This is a genomic window from Congregibacter sp., assembly GCF_045107095.1.
GTDB lineage: Bacteria > Pseudomonadota > Gammaproteobacteria > Pseudomonadales > Halieaceae > Congregibacter.
Map to the genome: position 1 here is coordinate 1 of NZ_JBGCFU010000006.1, position 17636 is coordinate 17636.

General features: G+C 52.5%; 13 protein-coding genes and 1 tRNA gene. 2 read left to right on the forward strand and 12 right to left on the reverse strand.

The annotated features are described in order from the left end of the window. A partial coding sequence (locus tag AB8B76_RS01660; RefSeq protein ID WP_405269341.1) for a hypothetical protein occupies window positions 1-3363 on the reverse strand: 3363 nt, incomplete at its 3' end. A gap of 337 nt (window positions 3364-3700) precedes the next feature. Here AB8B76_RS01660 and AB8B76_RS01665 point away from each other — a divergent pair. Next, complete coding sequence (locus tag AB8B76_RS01665) at window positions 3701-5515, forward strand: ATP-binding protein (protein ID WP_405269344.1); 1815 nt, start codon at window positions 3701-3703, stop codon at window positions 5513-5515. Between the two features lie 4 nt (window positions 5516-5519). Here the strand turns inward: AB8B76_RS01665 and AB8B76_RS01670 are convergent, their stop codons facing one another. The 10 genes from AB8B76_RS01670 to thrS form a co-directional block, all read right to left on the reverse strand. Beyond that, window positions 5520-6128, reverse strand: a complete 609-nt coding sequence (locus AB8B76_RS01670) for a response regulator (protein ID WP_405269347.1) — start codon at window positions 6126-6128, stop codon at window positions 5520-5522. 158 nt (window positions 6129-6286) lie between these two features. Then, window positions 6287-6363 (reverse strand) — tRNA-Pro (locus AB8B76_RS01675). Window positions 6364-6499: 136 nt separating this feature from the next. Further along, window positions 6500-6865: a MerR family transcriptional regulator gene (locus AB8B76_RS01680; RefSeq protein ID WP_405269350.1), complete on the reverse strand. Its 366-nt coding sequence runs from the start codon at window positions 6863-6865 to the stop codon at window positions 6500-6502. Further along, entirely contained in the window at window positions 6843-7148 is a 306-nt protein-coding gene (gene ihfA / locus AB8B76_RS01685) for an integration host factor subunit alpha (RefSeq protein ID WP_008294679.1), read from the reverse strand. Before ihfA ends, AB8B76_RS01680 begins: the two co-directional genes overlap by 23 nt. A gap of 66 nt (window positions 7149-7214) precedes the next feature. Beyond that, a complete protein-coding gene (gene pheT, locus AB8B76_RS01690; RefSeq protein WP_405269354.1) occupies window positions 7215-9593 on the reverse strand; it encodes a phenylalanine--tRNA ligase subunit beta in 2379 nt (792 codons plus the stop codon). 49 nt (window positions 9594-9642) lie between these two features. Next, window positions 9643-10656 (reverse strand): phenylalanine--tRNA ligase subunit alpha, encoded by a 1014-nt coding sequence (gene pheS / locus AB8B76_RS01695; RefSeq protein WP_405269357.1) that lies wholly within the window; start codon window positions 10654-10656, stop codon window positions 9643-9645. 157 nt (window positions 10657-10813) lie between these two features. Continuing rightward, the gene (gene rplT / locus AB8B76_RS01700; RefSeq protein WP_405269360.1) at window positions 10814-11173 is read right to left on the reverse strand and encodes a 50S ribosomal protein L20; all 360 of its coding nucleotides are present in this window, start codon (window positions 11171-11173) and stop codon (window positions 10814-10816) included. Window positions 11174-11199: 26 nt separating this feature from the next. Further along, window positions 11200-11394 carry a 50S ribosomal protein L35 gene (gene rpmI, locus AB8B76_RS01705; protein ID WP_405269362.1) on the reverse strand — a complete coding sequence of 65 codons (195 nt, stop codon included), beginning with the start codon at window positions 11392-11394 and terminating at the stop codon, window positions 11200-11202. Between the two features lie 114 nt (window positions 11395-11508). Next, window positions 11509-12045 (reverse strand): translation initiation factor IF-3, encoded by a 537-nt coding sequence (infC, locus tag AB8B76_RS01710; protein ID WP_405269371.1) that lies wholly within the window; start codon window positions 12043-12045, stop codon window positions 11509-11511. Window positions 12046-12116: 71 nt separating this feature from the next. Then, window positions 12117-14054, reverse strand: coding sequence for a threonine--tRNA ligase (gene thrS, locus AB8B76_RS01715; RefSeq protein ID WP_405269365.1), 1938 nt, complete (start codon window positions 14052-14054; stop codon window positions 12117-12119). Between the two features lie 173 nt (window positions 14055-14227). On the opposite strand from thrS, the gene AB8B76_RS01720 reads away from it, so the two are divergent. Then, window positions 14228-15559: a M24 family metallopeptidase gene (locus AB8B76_RS01720; protein WP_405269368.1), complete on the forward strand. Its 1332-nt coding sequence runs from the start codon at window positions 14228-14230 to the stop codon at window positions 15557-15559. 11 nt (window positions 15560-15570) lie between these two features. Here the strand turns inward: AB8B76_RS01720 and uvrB are convergent, their stop codons facing one another. After that, on the reverse strand, window positions 15571-17589 hold the full coding sequence (gene uvrB, locus AB8B76_RS01725; RefSeq protein WP_405269374.1) for an excinuclease ABC subunit UvrB: 2019 nt from the start codon (window positions 17587-17589) through the stop codon (window positions 15571-15573). Between the last annotated feature and the right edge of the window lie 47 nt (window positions 17590-17636).

Consider the following 17636-nt stretch of genomic DNA (forward strand, 5'->3'; position numbering starts at 1 on the left):
AATGAACTCGCTGTCCATAAGTGTGCAAGCGGAATCGGAATCACTAAGGGTAGTGCGTAATGCAATGCTCTCCCAGCGCTGTTCAGTCTTTGCATTTGGAAAAGCATCGGCGTTGTCGCCGACCTTATCGCGATCTGTATCTGCTGATTCACCGGGATCGTTGGGAGCAAAATCGCTATTGTCACCCACGCCATCACCATCTGTATCCACTGATTCGCTGGGATCGTTGGGAGCAAAATCGCTATTGTCGCCCACACCATCGCCATCAGTATCTGCAATTTCAAGCCTACTCAATGGCAAGAAATCAGCGGAATCGCCAACGCCGTCTTCATCGCTATCCTTGGTCTCAGAGGGGTCATTGGGAAAAGCATCAACGCTATCTGCAACGCCATCTCCATCGGAATCCAGTCTCACGCTCGGGTCTAGCGGATCGAAGTCCGCAAAGTCATCTACGCCGTCACCATCGTAGTCCTGAGCAGCGCAAGGCACTTCCTGGGAAATTTTAAACGTGTCGAATTCTGGCCTACGGAGACTGACACTCCCTCCGCAGTAATTACGAACGGAGCTGTACAGCACCTCGATCGGGCTAGATACAACACCGTAGTTATCAAGCGACACATTTTCCAAGTAAAGGTAATCAACGCCATTACATTCATTGCAGGTTTCCGGTTCACCCAAATCAATGGTGCCGTAATTCTGGATGAAGCCGCTGGATCGTTTCTCGTTACCCCCCCCTGCATACTGGGTTACCAATTTCCCGCCGTTCTGAATAACTATAGAGAAGCCTTCCTCACGATACCCCTCTATTAGCGGGTTGGGACGGAGATAATAGAGTTTATAGGTCACACCATCGGGTATTACCAAGCTCCAAAATCCGGATTCATTGGATTCGTCGCTGAATTCCTGCTCCGAGTCTTTTCTGTATCCGTCTGCCACACAAACCTTGGTAATGTCATTCCAAGCCCCGCCTACAAACTTTTCACACTCCGCCTCTTGCGCCGAGACAGCACAGGCTGCAAAGTCAGCAGATCCGTAACTTTCATCACCGTTAAGATTGGTAAGCGCACCGCCACATGCCTCGATATTCTCGAACCCGGTCACCTGGCCGTAATTAATCAGGGAACCGTCCATGACCAGCCTTGAAGACAGGTCAGACGAGTCAAGCGTAACGCCCTCGCCCACAACCCATGTGGCCCCCGAGGGAATCCATCCGACAACTTCTTCACAGGTCAAGGTTTCGGGCTGCCAACGCCCAATACCGGAACACCCGAGCCCAGAAGCGGAAAAAAATCGGGCATCTAGTATCCGTCGGCCACCTGCGCTATTCGCGGTGTTAGTCTCCAGGCGACTACCATTCGTACGATCCCGGGTGTAAACCTCACCGGTGTTTTGAATGATCGCGCTAATAAACCCTCCTCTGGTCAGGTCGAGAATAGTCCCAGAATTGCTTACGGACGCGACACGGATTATGTCCTCGTTCTCCAATCGACCTCTGTTGATCAGTTCACCGCCGCCATTAATACTGCCAAGGAGGTTGTAGCGGGCATCAGGATTGTTAAGTAGGGTGCCACCGACTTCATTCTTTAATACGCCATCCAATACGACTGAACCCCTAACCTGTATCGACCCCATGTTTTGAATACTCGCCGCGCTGTCGACGATCAAGTTACCGGTAATTACAAGAGTCCCGTTATTGGTTATGGTCTGCCCGCGACCGAGCACCACGTCACGGTCAATAACATAACTTGCGTCACGGTTAACAAGCAGGCTGCGGTATTGAAAACTCACGCTTTCATCAATTTCACAATCAACACAGTCGATGATGACGAGCGGCTGACTTTGATCTTTGACAAGAACGGTCCACCCCGGATCCCACCTTGCGGGTATGGGCCTTGCGAGGTATTTGTAACCGGCTAGATCTTTGACGTAGATGTCAGGGACAAAAAGGCTGGTTCCTTCCACAGCGACATCGGGCGTATCTGTATCTGGATTGTAACCATAAGCGCCAATATTCCACTGACCGCCTCCCATCTCCAAGTCGTATTTATTGTTCCCTCTATCGCCAAAGAGTATTTTTCCGTATACAGAGGGTTTGTAAGTATCGACCTTTAGGGAGTTCCCATCGATACCCGAGCACCCTAGACATCGAGTCATGTACGCTCCCGTGGAAGCAGACTGCAGCACGACCTCCCCACTGGGCAGGTGAGACACCCGCCATTGCGCATCTAATCTATTAGGATCCATTACGTGAACCCTGGCGAGATCCTTGCCAATGCCAGGGGCGACGCCCAAGTATTGTCCACCTTCGCGCGATCCATAAAAGTAAACTTTGCTGCCGCCAAAAATATTCTGATCCTCTGACCGATCGCGCTCAAGAAAGGTTCTCAGGACTATGATATCGCCGTCGCGCAGAGCCTCCGGCCCGCCAAGCGTGCTCAACTCATCAAACGTATCACCGCAATCAGGAATCAGTTCGCACACCGACAAGCTTCTGCTTGTTAAAAAATTATTGCCAAACTTATACGCGTCGGTACTGAGCGGGTTGTAAACCAAGCTGTAACCCGCAGGACAGGATAGAGCCGGCTCTTTGACGCTGATAGAACCTGCCTGCCTTGGATAGCCTTCAGTTGCATCCCAACATTCGGAATATCCGCAAAGCAATCGCTCGGGGAGATCTTCGATAGAACCATCCCCTGGAAACAGCGTGTAAGACAATCTGTAAATTGAATTGTTTTCTGCCAACGGAGCCGAGACCACAATATCTTCGCCTTCGTTAATCGGTTCAATCGCGTCTCCTCCGGGTATTGGATTCTCTTCGCCGACGATCGTGAGCTCATCTTCAACAGTAAACCTACCCAAATTGTCATTAACGCTATTGTCGTCATACTCTATGAGCTGAACAGTTCCCTTACCCAATATTGAAGTGGACTTGGGGCAGCCAAAGCACTCGGGCCCTAATGATCGGTCTCCAGCGACTAGCGACATTCTTTGGCGATGAAAAGGTTTACCGTTAATCCGAATACGAAAGTCGTCCTCTTCGCTAGCCCACTCATCGATGCTATCGGTCAAGTCATCCAGGACCGCAGTGTATTCTGAAAAAACCTTGCCCCCGGCTTGTTTAAGTACCTTCGTACCAGTAACTGTGGTCGCACTTTTACCTGCTTTTACTGCCTTAAAACCGATGCCAATTGGCGCCAAAATGACGCCCTCAATCGCACTTTGTAGCAAGGCCTCACCCACTGCGTCGAGACCGCCTGCGGGCTTAATTTGTGTAATGGAGTCAATCTGTAAACGGTCGACCTTGCACGCTTCCACCCCAGGGTCTTCAGGATCACCATATGCCAAAACAGGTATCTGCAGCATTACAACGGCTAACAGCAGCCTAGGCCACCTGACGATGTCCAGCCCAGCGGAGCCTAAACAGATCTCACCTAAGCGCTTAAAAGCTGACGTATGGGGCATCATTTTCATCTCGATATAGTGGGGCTTTTGCAAGGAATGAATCTGCAAATAGCGTTGTTCCACACTATCAAGCGCCGATAAGACCCGGTATCGCACAAAGGTCTGCCTCAACTACCTACTTAAGTCTGTGTCGCAATTTAGGATCGCAGACATCACTATGGTGAATCGTGGCCACCCCCCCTCAGCTGTCAGACGGTTGACTTGGGGCACATTGATCCAATCGAGCATTGCTAAGCTGATGAGTACAGAGCCCCCTATATCCAGTGCAACGAGCATGCGTTCTAGCTCCGCAAGTGCGATTCGCGTAGAGCAGATCAAAACGCTGTACGACTCCATTGCCTCTCTCGTAGCAATCAACCTCGTCGTCAGCACGGCGCTGGTTTACGTTTTTTGGGGCGCGGTTGCCCCAAAGTGGCTCTTGCTTTGGATGACTGCCATGCTTGTGATGCTTGGGACCAGAGTTGCCATCTATCTTTCGTTTAAACAGCGATTCGAGGTGAGTAAACTTAGGCGCTACCAGGCGTTCTTGATATTGGGCAGTGCTTCTGCCGGAATCATTTGGGGAGCGGGGGGACTGATTATGTTCCTCCCAGGTCAGCTGGAATTTCAGTTGCTCATTCTTCTGAGCCTGCTCGCTATGGCTGCCGGTTCAGCATTTTCCCTGAGTATATACCTGCCCGCTTATTATGCTTTTGTTCCCCTAATGCTGGCGCCTATAACCCTAAGGTTGTTACTGATTGGCGACACGGTTCACAGCGCCCTTGCCAGCGTGACCATTGTATTTCTGATAGCCCAGACCGTTTTCAATATCAAAATCAACCGCAGCCTTAGTAGCGCCATGGAGCTGCGCTTTGAGAATCTGGACCTCATTGATCAGCTCAAAGAGCAAAAGGTCGAGGCGGAAGAAGCGAACAGTGCAAAATCGAGATTTTTGGCAGCAGCGAGCCATGACTTACGCCAGCCGCTGTACGCTTTAACCCTGTTCGTGTCCGCGCTCGAGGAGCGTATGAGTTCAACGGAAGATCGCGAAATCACGAACAAGATCAAACGATCTGCCGATTCATTGCAAAGCCTTTTTGAAGCCTTACTCGATATATCCAAACTCGATGCAGGTACCGTTGATGTTCAAAAAACTGATTTTGATCTGCAGCCCATGTACAAAAGGCTAGCCGTTGAGTTTGACCCGCAGGCTGCTCAACGCAACGTAACTATTACATGGCCAACAGGCAACTTCGCTGTCCGCAGTGAGCCCGCATTACTGGAACAGATACTACGTAACTACGTGGCAAACGCATTTCGCTACACGAAAGCGGGCGAAATCAATGTGGCCAGCGTTCCCACGGACGACGGTGTAAAAATCAGTATTAGTGATACGGGAATCGGTATCTCCCCTGAAAACCAAAAAGCCATATTTGAGGAGTTCTACCAGCTCGGTAACCCGGAGCGAGATCGACAAAAAGGTCTGGGGCTTGGCCTATCGATCGTGCAGCGAGCCGCACAATTGCTGGATCACAACATTGAGGTGGTTTCGCAGGTCGGTCAAGGTTCGACGTTTTCTGTGACGGTAGAGGCAGCAACCCAAAGCGGCGACCTGGAATCGGTCACCAGTAACCCGACCTCCGGGAACACATTGATTTCCGCACGACCTCTTATTGTTGTTATAGATGACGAAGAAAGTATTCGTGACGGCATGGAGCAACTCCTCAGCAGTTGGGGCTGCGAGGTCATCTTAGGTGCAAGTGCAAATGATGTGATTGCCCAACTCGACGTCGAGCAACGCAAACCCGATGGGGCCATCAGCGACTATCGACTCCGCGACGCTCAAACAGGGGTTGACGCGATAGAGTCCATTAACAGAGCCTGCAACTCGACCATACCTGCCCTCATTGTCACAGGAGACACAGAAAGCCAGCTGCAGATTGACCTACGGACAAAGGGGTATCAGGTACTCCATAAGCCGGTTCAGCCGGCTAAGCTAAGGGCATTCCTTCGAAGCTTACCAAAACAGGGGAACTCGAGCTTAGCCGGAGGTATTGATCCAGCACCTGTCTGAGGTGCTACAAGAACGCGCGACCAGCAAGCGCAGCCTGAGTGCGGTTAGTTACCCCCAGGGCTTTAAAAATCGCGGTTACATGCATTTTGGTGGTTGTCTCAGCAATAGCCAGTGCTCTAGCTATTTGCTTATTTGTCTGGCCATCCACCAAGAGAGCGAGGACTTCAAGCTGCCGGCCCGTTAAATCCGATTCGTTCTGAGGGCTAAGGGATTCTTCCGTAAGTGTGGCAGTTGGCGGCGTATAAATTCCACCTGCCAACATCAATTGAACGGCCCCCAAGAGCAACTTGCTGGGTGTGTTTTTGTGTATGTAGCCCACTGCAGAGGTCGCCATTACCCTGTCGACATCTTTCTGTCGTAAAGACGCCGAAAGAATAGCTACAGGAATAGTCGGATGATCTTTGTTCATGACCTGCAGAACAGCGAACCCGTCTTCTTCAGACAGGTTTAGATCAAGGAGCATAAAATCAAGATCAGGATGCTTAGCTGGCAAAGCTAAAGCCGTGACCGAATCAACGGCCTCTATGACTAGAACGTCTTCCGCCAAGGTAGACAAAAGAAGTGCTAGACCGTCACGGAACAAGTCGTGATCATCAACAATGGCAATTTTCATGGCAGACAGTGTATCGACCTACGCAGCATTGGCCTGTGAGCTACGCAGCGCCTATTTACCCGCGCTACGCTCCACCAAGTTATCAGGTGGTCAGTGATACAGCCTATACTGCTTTGAATGTTTGCCTGATGAGCATGAACCAGACTTCTTATAGTTATTGGTCGGGACGGCAGGATTTGAACCTGCGACCACCACACCCCCAGTGTGGTGCGCTACCAGGCTGCGCTACGCCCCGAGCGGTAGAACTTGATTACTTGGCGAGAACTCACCCCTGCAATCGAGGCGGCATTATACGCAAGAAATTGATACTGACAATGTTTGACGGTGCTTATGCTTTCGCTGACCTGATAAGCCAGCGCTGATATGACCGTCTAACGACCGGGCTTGAGCAACTCCAGCAATTCTTCGAGGTCGTCGATGGTTTCTTGAATCACGGCATCGATCTGAGTGGGATGCACGCCTTTGGTCTTCTCATCGGTCATACGCTGCCGCGCTCCGCCGATGGTGTAACCGTCATCGTACAAGAGCGTGCGAATTTGCCGAATCATCAGCACATCTTCGCGTTGATAATAACGACGGTTTCCTCGTCGCTTTACCGGCTTTAACTGAGGAAACTCCTGCTCCCAATATCGCAAGACATGGGGCTTTACTGCACAGAGCTCGCTTACCTCACCGATGGTGAAATAGCGCTTGCCCGGTATCGCGGGGAGTTCGTTATTGTGACTCGGTTCCAGCATATTCCTCTACTCTGGCCTTGAGCTTCTGTCCTGGCCTGAAGGTTACCACTCTGCGAGCAGAAATCGGAATTTCCTCTCCCGTTTTTGGGTTACGTCCGGGCCGCTGGTTTTTATCACGCAAATCAAAATTGCCAAAACCAGAGAGTTTCACCTGCTCGTTATTCTCGAGGCAAACACGAATCTCTTCAAAAAACAGCTCGACTATTTCTTTGGCCTCGCGCTTATTAAGCCCGAGTTCTTCAAATAACCGCTCTGCCATTTCGGACTTGGTCAGTGCGCTCATGTTCAACCGTCCCGGTAAGACCTTTACTGCCGGCTTCGTCGCTCAGTGCGAAGATTAGCCCAAGGGCTAACCGCGAAGCTCCGCTTTGTAGTTTTCTTTCAGCGAATCAACGACTTGCTGAATACATGTGTTGACTTCATTATCATCAAGGGTGCGCGAATGATCCTGAAAAGTCAAACCCAGAGCGACACTTTTGCGAGCAGGATCAATGCCTTTGCCTTCATACACATCAAAGAGCGTTAAGTCTTGAAGGTAAACGCCTGCATTAGCACGAACATTGGCTAGAAGTTCACCAGCGACCACGGTCTTATCCACGATCACTGCAATATCGCGGCGCAAGGCCGGAAAACGAGAAACCGGCGCGAACGCGGGAATCGTCGCCGAACACAGCAACTCCAGATCCAATTCCGCCACTACGACAGGGAGGTCAAAGTCCAAATCCTTTTGCACGGTGGGATGCAGCACACCTATATAACCGACAGTATGCTCACCGCGCTTTAGCCAAGCCGTTTGCCCGGGATGCAGCGCACTGCGCTCTCCCGCCTCAAAACGGAACGAAGACACATCGCCGGTCAATTCCAACAGCGCCTCGATATCTCCTTTGAGATCGTAGAAGTCAGCATTGCGTGCAGGCTCAGCCCAGCTTTCAGCACTCAAAGAACCGGTAACCAACATAGCTAGTCCCGGTCTCTGGCTAAGACCTTCGGCACCGGGCACAAAGCGAAGTCCCGTCTCGAACAAGCGAACGCGAGGCTGCTGACGTTTTACATTGTGCTCCGCCGATCGCAGTAGGCCAGCGAGCAAGCTGCTACGCATCACGGCGTGTTCGGGGGAAATCGGATTGTTGAGCGCCACTGGCTCAACATCTGGATCAAGCTGTTTTTGAATATCCGCATCCACAAAGCTGTAACAAATCGCTTCGTAATAGTCGCGTGCAACCAAAGCTCGTCGTAGCTGCTGTAATCTGACTTTCTCTTCGGGAATCGAAGGAAGTACAACATCCGCTCGGATACGTGTGACGGGAAGATTGTTGTACCCGTACACCCGAGCCAGCTCTTCAAGCAGATCAGCCTCGATACGCAAATCAAACCGCCAACTGGGGACCGTGCATTCCCAGCCGTCTTCGACCCTAGACACGTCCAGCCCAACACCCCGCAGAATGCGCTCTACGGTTTCTCCGTCAATAACGACGCCCAAGAGGCGTTCAATGCGCGCAGCACGTAGGTGAATAGGCGCTGGTGCTGGCAAATCGTCCTCTGATACGGCCTCGGTAATAGGGCCTGCAGCACCGCCTACAATCTCCAGCAACAACTCCGTTGCACGCTCCATCGCGCGGCGCTGCAGCTGAAAATCCACACCGCGCTCAAAGCGGTGAGAAGAATCGGTATGCAGACCAAAGGAACGGGCCTGGCCACTTAAAGGAACGGGCGCAAAAAAAGCCGACTCAAGGAGAATACGCGTAGTGCCCTCGCCCACCGCAGAGCCAGCGCCACCCATGATGCCCGCAAACGCCAGAGGCCCCTCATGATCCGCGATAACAAGGTTCCCTTCGCCCAAGGTCACTTCCTGATCATTCAGTAAAGCCAGAGATTCACCCGGAGCAGCCTCACGCACAATAATGCCACCGTTGATCTTATCCAGATCAAAGGCATGCATAGGTTGGCCAAACTCAATAAGGAGATAGTTCGTAACATCCACCGCCGCATCGATACTTCGAACGCCGCAACGACGCAACTTCTCCTGCATCCAAACCGGCGTCGGGCGACTCAGGTCTACACCTTCGATGACACGACACAGGTATCGAGGGCAGCGATCCGCGGCCCGTAAATCAACGCTAAGGGACTCTTCGGTTGTGATCGGCTGAACATTCTCCGGCGGAGCGCAAACGCTTAGATCGTTGAGGAGCCCGACCTCTCGAGCAATACCCGCAATGCCAAGACAGTCTGAGCGATTTGGGGTAAGACCGATCTCGATACTGACGTCATCGAGCTTGAGGTAGTCGCGCAAATTTGTGCCGACCGGTGCATCACCGGGCAGCTCAAGAATCCCGTCTTTTTCTTCGGACAAACCCAGCTCCGATGCGGCGCAAAGCATTCCCTGGGATTCAACACCTCGGAGCTTTGCCGCCTTGATGGCAAAGTCACCGGGAAGCATCGCTCCCACAACTGCCAGCGGGGTTTTCAAACCTTTGCGTGCATTGGGTGCACCACAGACAATCTGCACAGTCGCGCCATTGCCCGCATCTACGGTGCATACGCGTAGCTTGTCGGCATCCGGATGCTGAACAGCTTCCGTTATCTCAGCGACGATCACGCCGGTAAAAGGGCCCGCCACCGGCTCGATAGCATCGACTTCGAGGCCTGCCATAGTGATTTGGTGTCCGAGGGCCTCAGTACTTAGAGCGGGGTTCACCCACTCTCGCAGCCATTGCTCGCTAAATTTCACCTGTTAACTCCTTATTGACCAACACAGTGCCGTGCACGTCGGGTCGCAATCAAAATTGCGCAAGAAAGCGCAAGTCGTTCTCGAAGAAGAGACGTAAGTCATTCACGCCGTAACGAAGCATGGCCAAACGCTCGACCCCCATGCCAAAGGCGAAGCCCGAATAGCGCTCAGGATCGATCCCTGCCATTTCGAATACGCGTGGGTGGACCATTCCACACCCCATAACCTCAAGCCATCCGGTATGACTACAAACGCGGCAACCATCGCCACCGCAATGCACACACTGGATGTCGACTTCAGCGCCGGGCTCTACGAAAGGAAAGTAGGACGGGCGAAACCGCACGGCGAATTCCTTCTCAAAAAACACCTGCAAAAACTGCTCGATCAGACCCTTGAGATCCGCAAGGCTCGAGTGCTCGTCAACTAACAACCCCTCAACCTGGTGAAACATCGGCGTGTGCGTTAGATCCGAATCACAACGGTAAACCCGCCCCGGGCAGATAATCCGAAGAGGCGGCTCGTTGCTCTCCATAACGCGGACCTGCACAGGAGAGGTATGCGTGCGTAGCACCGTTGTCGGATCAACAAAAAATGTGTCGTGTTCAGCTCGAGCTGGATGATGGGGCGGAAAATTCAGGGCCTCAAAGTTGTAGTAGTCCTGCTCAATTTCTGGACCGTCAGCGACGGAGAATCCAGCAGAGCCGAAAAACTCTTCGATTCGCTCAATAGTTCGACTGATCGGGTGGATTCGACCACCACCGACCGAGCGCCCCGGAAGGGTGACGTCGATAGACTCGCTAGCAAGACGCGCACTAATCGCCGCTTCTTCCAAAGCTGCTTTCCGTTCTCCGATCAATGCCTGCATTTCCTGCTTAACGACATTAATTTGAGCACCTGCCGCAGGCCTCTCTTCGGCGGATAGTGAAGACAAGCCTTTTAGGAGCGCCGTAAGCGCGCCCTTCTTGCCCAGATAGTCTACCCGGGCCGCTTCCAGCGCCGGTACATCAGGTGCCGCGTTGATCGCCTGGCGAGCCTCATCGGCAAGTTTTTCGAGATTTTCCATGTTCAACTGTTACCCGTAAGACCGCTTTGTGTAAGACGACTCATATAAGACCTAAAGAAAAGGCCACAAAAAAAGGGAAAAGGCTGGGCCCTTTCCCTTTGATTTTCCGTGTTGCAAGCCCTACCGCTTTCGCGGCGGGATATATCCAGCCAGGGGCTTAAGCAGCGAGAGCTACTTTGGCTTGCTCCACGACTGCTGCAAAGGCTGGCTTGTCATGTACTGCGAGATCCGCAAGTACCCGACGATCCAAACCAATGTTGGCTTTTTTAAGGCCGTTAATAAGCTTGCTGTAAGTCAAACCATTCGCACGGGATTGGGCGTTAATACGCGTGATCCACAGTGCACGGAACTGACGCTTGCGCTGACGACGGTCACGGTAAGCGTATTGACCCGCTTTTGTAACTGCCTGCTTGGCTACGCGAAAGACGCGTGAGCGTGCTCCGTAATAACCTTTGGCTTGCTTCAGAATTTTCTTGTGTCGACGATGGGCGACGACACCACGTTTTACGCGAGGCATAGTATTCTCCTGTCCTTAATAAACGCTTAGCGCGCCCGCAACATGCGGTCGATCAGCACTTTGTCACTGTCATGGATCATTGAAGTTCCACGCAGCTGGCGCTTACGCTTAGTGGTCATCTTGGTCAGGATATGGCTCTTATGCGCACTCTTGCGCTTGTAGCCGCCTGCTGTTTTTTTGAAGCGCTTAGCCGCTCCGCTGTGAATTTTTGCTTTAGGCATTACTTGTACTCCGCATTGGGTCCAACCTTATTCAACGACTCCCTTTTGGGGCTTCCCGCGAATAAACAGCTGGAACTCACATCAAATTAAATGGCTTAGGGCATTCACGGGCCTCTAGCCATTCTTCCTTTTCGGGGCAATAACCATGGTCATCTGTCGGCCTTCCATTTTCGGAAACTGCTCGACACCGCCAAGTTCCGCAAGATCAGCTTCTACTCGCTTGAGTAGCTCCATGCCTATCTCTTGGTGAGCCATTTCACGACCGCGAAAACGCAGCGTGACTTTGGCCTTATCCCCGTTCTCAAGAAAACGCACCAGGTTGCGTAGTTTTACCTGGTAGTCCCCTTCCTCCGTCCCTGGACGAAACTTCATTTCTTTAAGCTGCGTACGCTTTTGCTTCTTCTTCTGGGCGTTCTTCTGTTTCTTCGCCTCGAAGATGTGCTTGCCGTAATCCATGATTTTACAAACCATGGGATCCGACTGATCCGCAATCAGTACAAGGTCCATACCGGCTGCCTCTGCAGCAGCCCGTGCCTCGGCCAGAGGGACAATACCCACCTGCTCGCCTTCTGCACCCACCAAACGGACCTTATCCGCGACTATTTCATCATTGATAAGGGATCTTTTGCCCTTACCGCTATCTTTACTGATCGCTGTTCTCCAATTTTACGCTCCCTTTTGGGAGCCTTATATCAATCCTGCGGCCAAGCCCGGTTATTAAACTAGGATTCCTGACTGTCGCCGACGGCAATGCGGCCATGTTGCGCCACGTCACGGTCGAGAACTTCTGCAAATGCCTCAATGGACATCGTTCCGAGGTCCTCACCACTACGCGACCGTACGGCCACTGTCTTCGCTTCGACTTCTTTTTCACCCACCACGATTAGGTAGGGAACGCGCTGGATTGTGTGCTCGCGGATTTTAAAGCCGATTTTCTCGTTTCTCAAGTCCGAAAAAACCCGAAAACCCTTGTTTTTCAAGGAATCTTCCACAAAACGCACGTATTCGTCCTGCTTTTCGGTGATATTGAGTACTACGGCCTGTTTTGGCGCCAACCAAACGGGAAACGCACCTTCGAAGTTTTCGATGAGAATTCCGATGAATCGCTCGAAAGAACCAAGTACCGCACGGTGCAACATGACGGGCGTTTTGCGAGAACCATCCTCAGCAACGTATTGCGCATCGAGCCTTCCGGGCATGGAAAAATCGACCTGCACGGTGCCCATCTGCCAAACTCGACCAATACAATCCTTAAGAGAAAACTCAATCTTGGGGCCGTAAAAAGCACCCTCCCCCGGAAGCTCCTGCCAATCCAACCCCTGCGCGTCCAAGGCATCGGCCAACGCTTTCTCGGCACGATCCCAATCTTCGTCAGTTCCTACGCGTTTGGCAGGGCGAGTCGAAAGACGATAAATAACTTCGTCAAAGCCAAAATCCCTGTAAACCGCATGAAGAAAATCTATAAAGGTCGATACTTCGGGCTGAATCTGCTCTTCCGTGCAAAATATATGGCCATCGTCCTGGGTAAAACCACGCACACGCATGATCCCGTGAAGGGAGCCAGACGGCTCATTACGGTGACAGCTGCCAAATTCGGCTAGGCGCAGAGGCAGGTCGCGGTAGGAACGAAGCCCTTGATTAAACACCTGTACGTGACAGGGGCAGTTCATAGGCTTTACGGCAACATCGCGCTCGTCGGACTTGAGCGTAAACATGTCGTCACCGAACTTGTCGGCGTGACCGGACTTCTCCCACAGAGTCATGTCGACTAACTGCGGCGTTTTGATCTCCTGATACCCGTTCGCACGCTGCTGCTCGCGCATGTACTGCTCAATAACCTGGTAAATAGTCCAGCCCTGAGGATGCCAAAACACCATACCCGGCGCTTCTTCCTGAGTGTGGAACAAATCCAGCTTCTTACCGATCTTGCGATGGTCACGCTTCTCGGCCTCTTCGATGCGGCGCAGATACTGCTTGAGCTGCTTTTTGTTACCCCATGCGGTGCCGTAGACGCGCTGCAGCATCTCGTTGTTGGAATCACCACGCCAATAAGCACCCGCGAGCTTGGTCAGTTTGAACGCGCCCAGCTTGCCCGTGCTCGGAACATGGGGGCCTCGACAAAGGTCCATCCAATCGCCCTGGCGGTACAAAGAAATCTCTTCGCCCTCGGGCAGATCCCGAATAATTTCGACCTTGTAGCTCTCGCCCATCTTTTCGAACTCAGCGGCAGCAGCATCGCGATCCATAACGATACGCTCGACACTGAGGTCTTCAGCTACGATCGCAGCCATGCGCTCTTCAATTTTCGGCAGATCGTCGGGCGTAAACTGATGCTCACCCGCAAAATCGTAGTAAAAGCCGTCTTCTATGACCGGGCCGATCGTAACCTGGGTGCCGGGGTAAAGGCTCTGCACAGCCATCGCTAGAAGGTGGGCGGTTGAGTGGCGAATGATTTCCACGCCAGCATCATCACGCTCGGTGACAATGGCGAGAGCAGAATCGGCGTTGATACTGAAACTTGTATCGACCTCTCGGCCATCGACGACACCTGCTAATGCGGCTTTCGCGAGGCCCGGACCTATGTCCGCAGCAACGTCGGCTACGGTAACGGCGTGATCAAAAATTCTTTGGCTGCCATCTGGCAAAGTAATGGTTGGCATCTAGTGCGTCTCCTTCAGTGGTGGCCCCCACGAAAGGCCACATGATTTCGATAAGGAACGAACCTCACCGCGGGGCGCGCATTCTGCACCAGAGCAGCTGCAGATTAAAGAGAAGAAGTACCGCGCTGCAGCTGCTAGAGTTTCTTTCTGAACCATTGATAGGAATGAGACCCATGACCTACGCATATCGCCTCCTCCTCGCGAGCATCTTGCTTGTAACCAGCCTAAACGCACTCAGCGAGGGAGAAGCTCAAACCCGCTGGGAGCTAATGAACCAAATCCGTAAAGAGAAATTTGACCTGGTGCTCCCGGAGGTCATGCGCGAGAACGGCGTAGAAATGTGGATTACGGTGAATCGTGAAGGCTACAACGATCCACTCACAGAAGACTTTGGCAAAGGCTATGTCGGCGGTTGGGGCTACTACATATTTACTTACCGCGAAGAAGACTTTGGCAAGGGGCGTGTCGAGCGCGTCGCGCTGGGTATTGGCACACATCTCATTGAGGAAAACGGCGCCTACGACTACACCACCGAAGGCGAGTTCGATCTAGCTGCGTTTGTGGCGGAACGAGATCCCAAGACCATCGCGCTCAATTATGCCGAGCACATTGGCGGTGCTGATGGCTTAACGCTGACGGCTTATCGGCATCTTCAAAAGACTCTGGGTGAAACCTACAGCAGCCGCTTCACCTCCGCCGAGAAGTTAGCATCGGACTTTAGATCTCGCCGCGTGGCCACAGAAATAGCCGCTTTTGCTCGCGCCGGCGAAATGTCACGAAAAATTGCCGAAACCGCGTTTTCCAACGAAGTTATCACACCGGGGGTTACCACCCTTGCTGACGTGGCCTGGTGGATGCGGGAGCAACAATTTGAGAACAATCTCGGTACATCCTTTGGCATGCCATCGGTATACATCACAGGCCCTGATGGCTTTGTTGCTTTATCAGATGATCACGTCATTCAGCGTGGAGATTTTCTGGCAATAGACTGGGGGGTCGGCTATCTCAACTTCTTTACGGACATCAAACGTCAGGCCTATGTACTCCGGGAAGGAGAAACTGAGGTTCCCGAAAGCATTCAGACCGCTTTCGATAACGGACGAAAAGTACGCGATATTCTCAAAGCTAACATTAAAGCGGGGCGCACCGCCGGTGAGACCTTTGATCTTGTGAACGGCAAAATCAACGAGGCAGGCTTTAAGGTCATGGAAAAATTCAATCAGCCCACCGACGACCCCAGTGTGGTCGACGTCATTATTGGCTGCCATAGCGTGGGCAACCTCGGCCACGGAATCGGCCCCTCCATCGCGTGGTTTAACCCCGAACGCATGAAGTACATGATTCACCCGAGCAATCTGTTCTCCATCGAACTATTCGCGTACACCGCTATACCTGAGTGGGGTAACAAAAAACTGCGAGTACCTTTGGAGGATGACGCTGTTGTTACAGAACGCGGCGTGGAGTGGGTCTACCCAGTAACTAATAGGGTATTGGTCATCCGCTAAGCAAGTCGCGGTCAGCTCATAAAAGTTTGTTGCTTAATCTCCGTGAGTTGATCGCGGAGCGCAGCGGCTTGCTCAAACTCCAGATTTTTTGCGTGCTCGTGCATTTGCGCTTCCATTTTATCGAGACGTCTTGCGAGAGCTGTAGGCGACAATTTAAGTAGCTCCTGCCCGTAGGCCAAAGTCTCTTCCGCCACTTTCTGGCCCTTGGCTTTGGCCTTAGTCGGCATCCGACGGGCGCCTTCCATGATGTCCTGAATACTTTTAGTGACGCCCACGGGCGTAATGTTGTTCGCTTCGTTAAATTCCACCTGCTTACGGCGACGACGATCCGTTTCATCAATAGCTCGCTGCATCGAGCCTGTAACTTTATCGGCGTAGAGTATCGCCCTACCCCGCAAGTTACGCGCGCCTCGCCCAATAGTCTGGATCAGCGACCGATCTGAACGTAAGAACCCCTCTTTGTCCGCATCCAAAATCGCAACCAGAGCTACCTCTGGCATATCCAGGCCTTCTCTCAGAAGGTTAATACCTACCAAAACATCGAACTTACCCAGGCGTAGGTCACGGATAATCTCCACGCGCTCTACCGTATCAATATCTGAGTGGAGATAACGGACCCGCACGTCGTGCTCCGCGAGATATTCCGTTAAGTCCTCGGACATGCGTTTTGTGAGTGTTGTGACAAGCACCCTATCGCCCATCTCCACGGCCTTGTGAATCTCTCCGAGGAGATCATCCACCTGCGTCGTCGCTGGGCGGATCTCGATCTCTGGGTCTGTTAGGCCTGTAGGCCTTACCACCTGCTCTACGACCTGCCCCGCATGGGCCTCTTCGTAGGGACCCGGCGTTGCGGACACAAACACCGCCTGGGGCAGCAGGTTTTCCCACTCCTCGAATCGCAACGGTCGGTTATCCAGTGCCGAAGGCAAACGAAAGCCGTACTCGACGAGCGTCTCTTTTCGCGAACGATCTCCCTTATACATAGCACCAATCTGAGGAATGCTGGCGTGGGACTCATCGATAATCACCAGGGCATCGCTCGGCAGGTATTCGTACAGTGTTGGAGGCGCCTCCCCCGGGCCTCTTCCGGACAAGTAACGGGAGTAGTTCTCGACGCCCTGGCAGTAGCCAAGCTCACGGATCATCTCGATGTCATAGCGCGTGCGCTGAGACAGCCGCTGCGCTTCCACGAGCTTCTCGACAGACTTGAGCTGCTTTACACGTTCATCAAGTTCTACCTCAATATGCTCGATGGCGTTGAGCATGATGTCTCGGGACGTAACGTAGTGCGTTTTTGGGTAGATGGTTACCCGAGGTACTTTAGCGATGATCGCGCCGGTGAGCGGATCAAAGAGGCTGATGTTCTCGACCTCTTCATCGAAGAGTTCAATGCGTATTGCTTCGGCTTCAGCCTCTGCCGGGAACACGTCAATCACATCGCCCCGAACCCGGTAAGTACCCCGGGAAAAATCTATGTCGTTGCGCTGGTATTGAAGCTCTGCGAGATGACGCAATACTTCGCGCTGGTCGATCATTTCGCCGCGGGAGATATGCATGACCATCTTGAAATAGGACTTTGGATCACCAAGACCGTAAATCGCCGACACGGTCGCGACCACTATGCAGTCCTTACGCTCTAGCAAGGCTTTTGTGGCTGAGAGGCGCATCTGCTCAATATGCTCGTTTACCGAGGCGTCCTTCTCGATAAAGGTATCGGAGGAAGGCACATAGGCCTCGGGCTGGTAATAGTCGTAGTAGGACACGAAGTACTCTACGGCGTTGTCTGGAAAGAACTCCTTAAACTCGCCGTACAGCTGCGCCGCCAGGGTCTTGTTGTGCGCCATTACTATGGTGGGGCGCTGCAGCTGCTCTACGACGTGTGCCATGGTGAAGGTCTTGCCCGAGCCGGTGACACCCAAGAGCGTTTGGGCAGCTAGACCCGCATGAATACCCTCAACCAAAGACTTGATGGCGGTCGGTTGGTCACCCGCCGGCTTGAACGGGGAGTTAACTTTGAACGGCTTGCTCATAGGTAATATTTGTGACGAGTAGCCCGATAGTATAATTGGTGTTGATT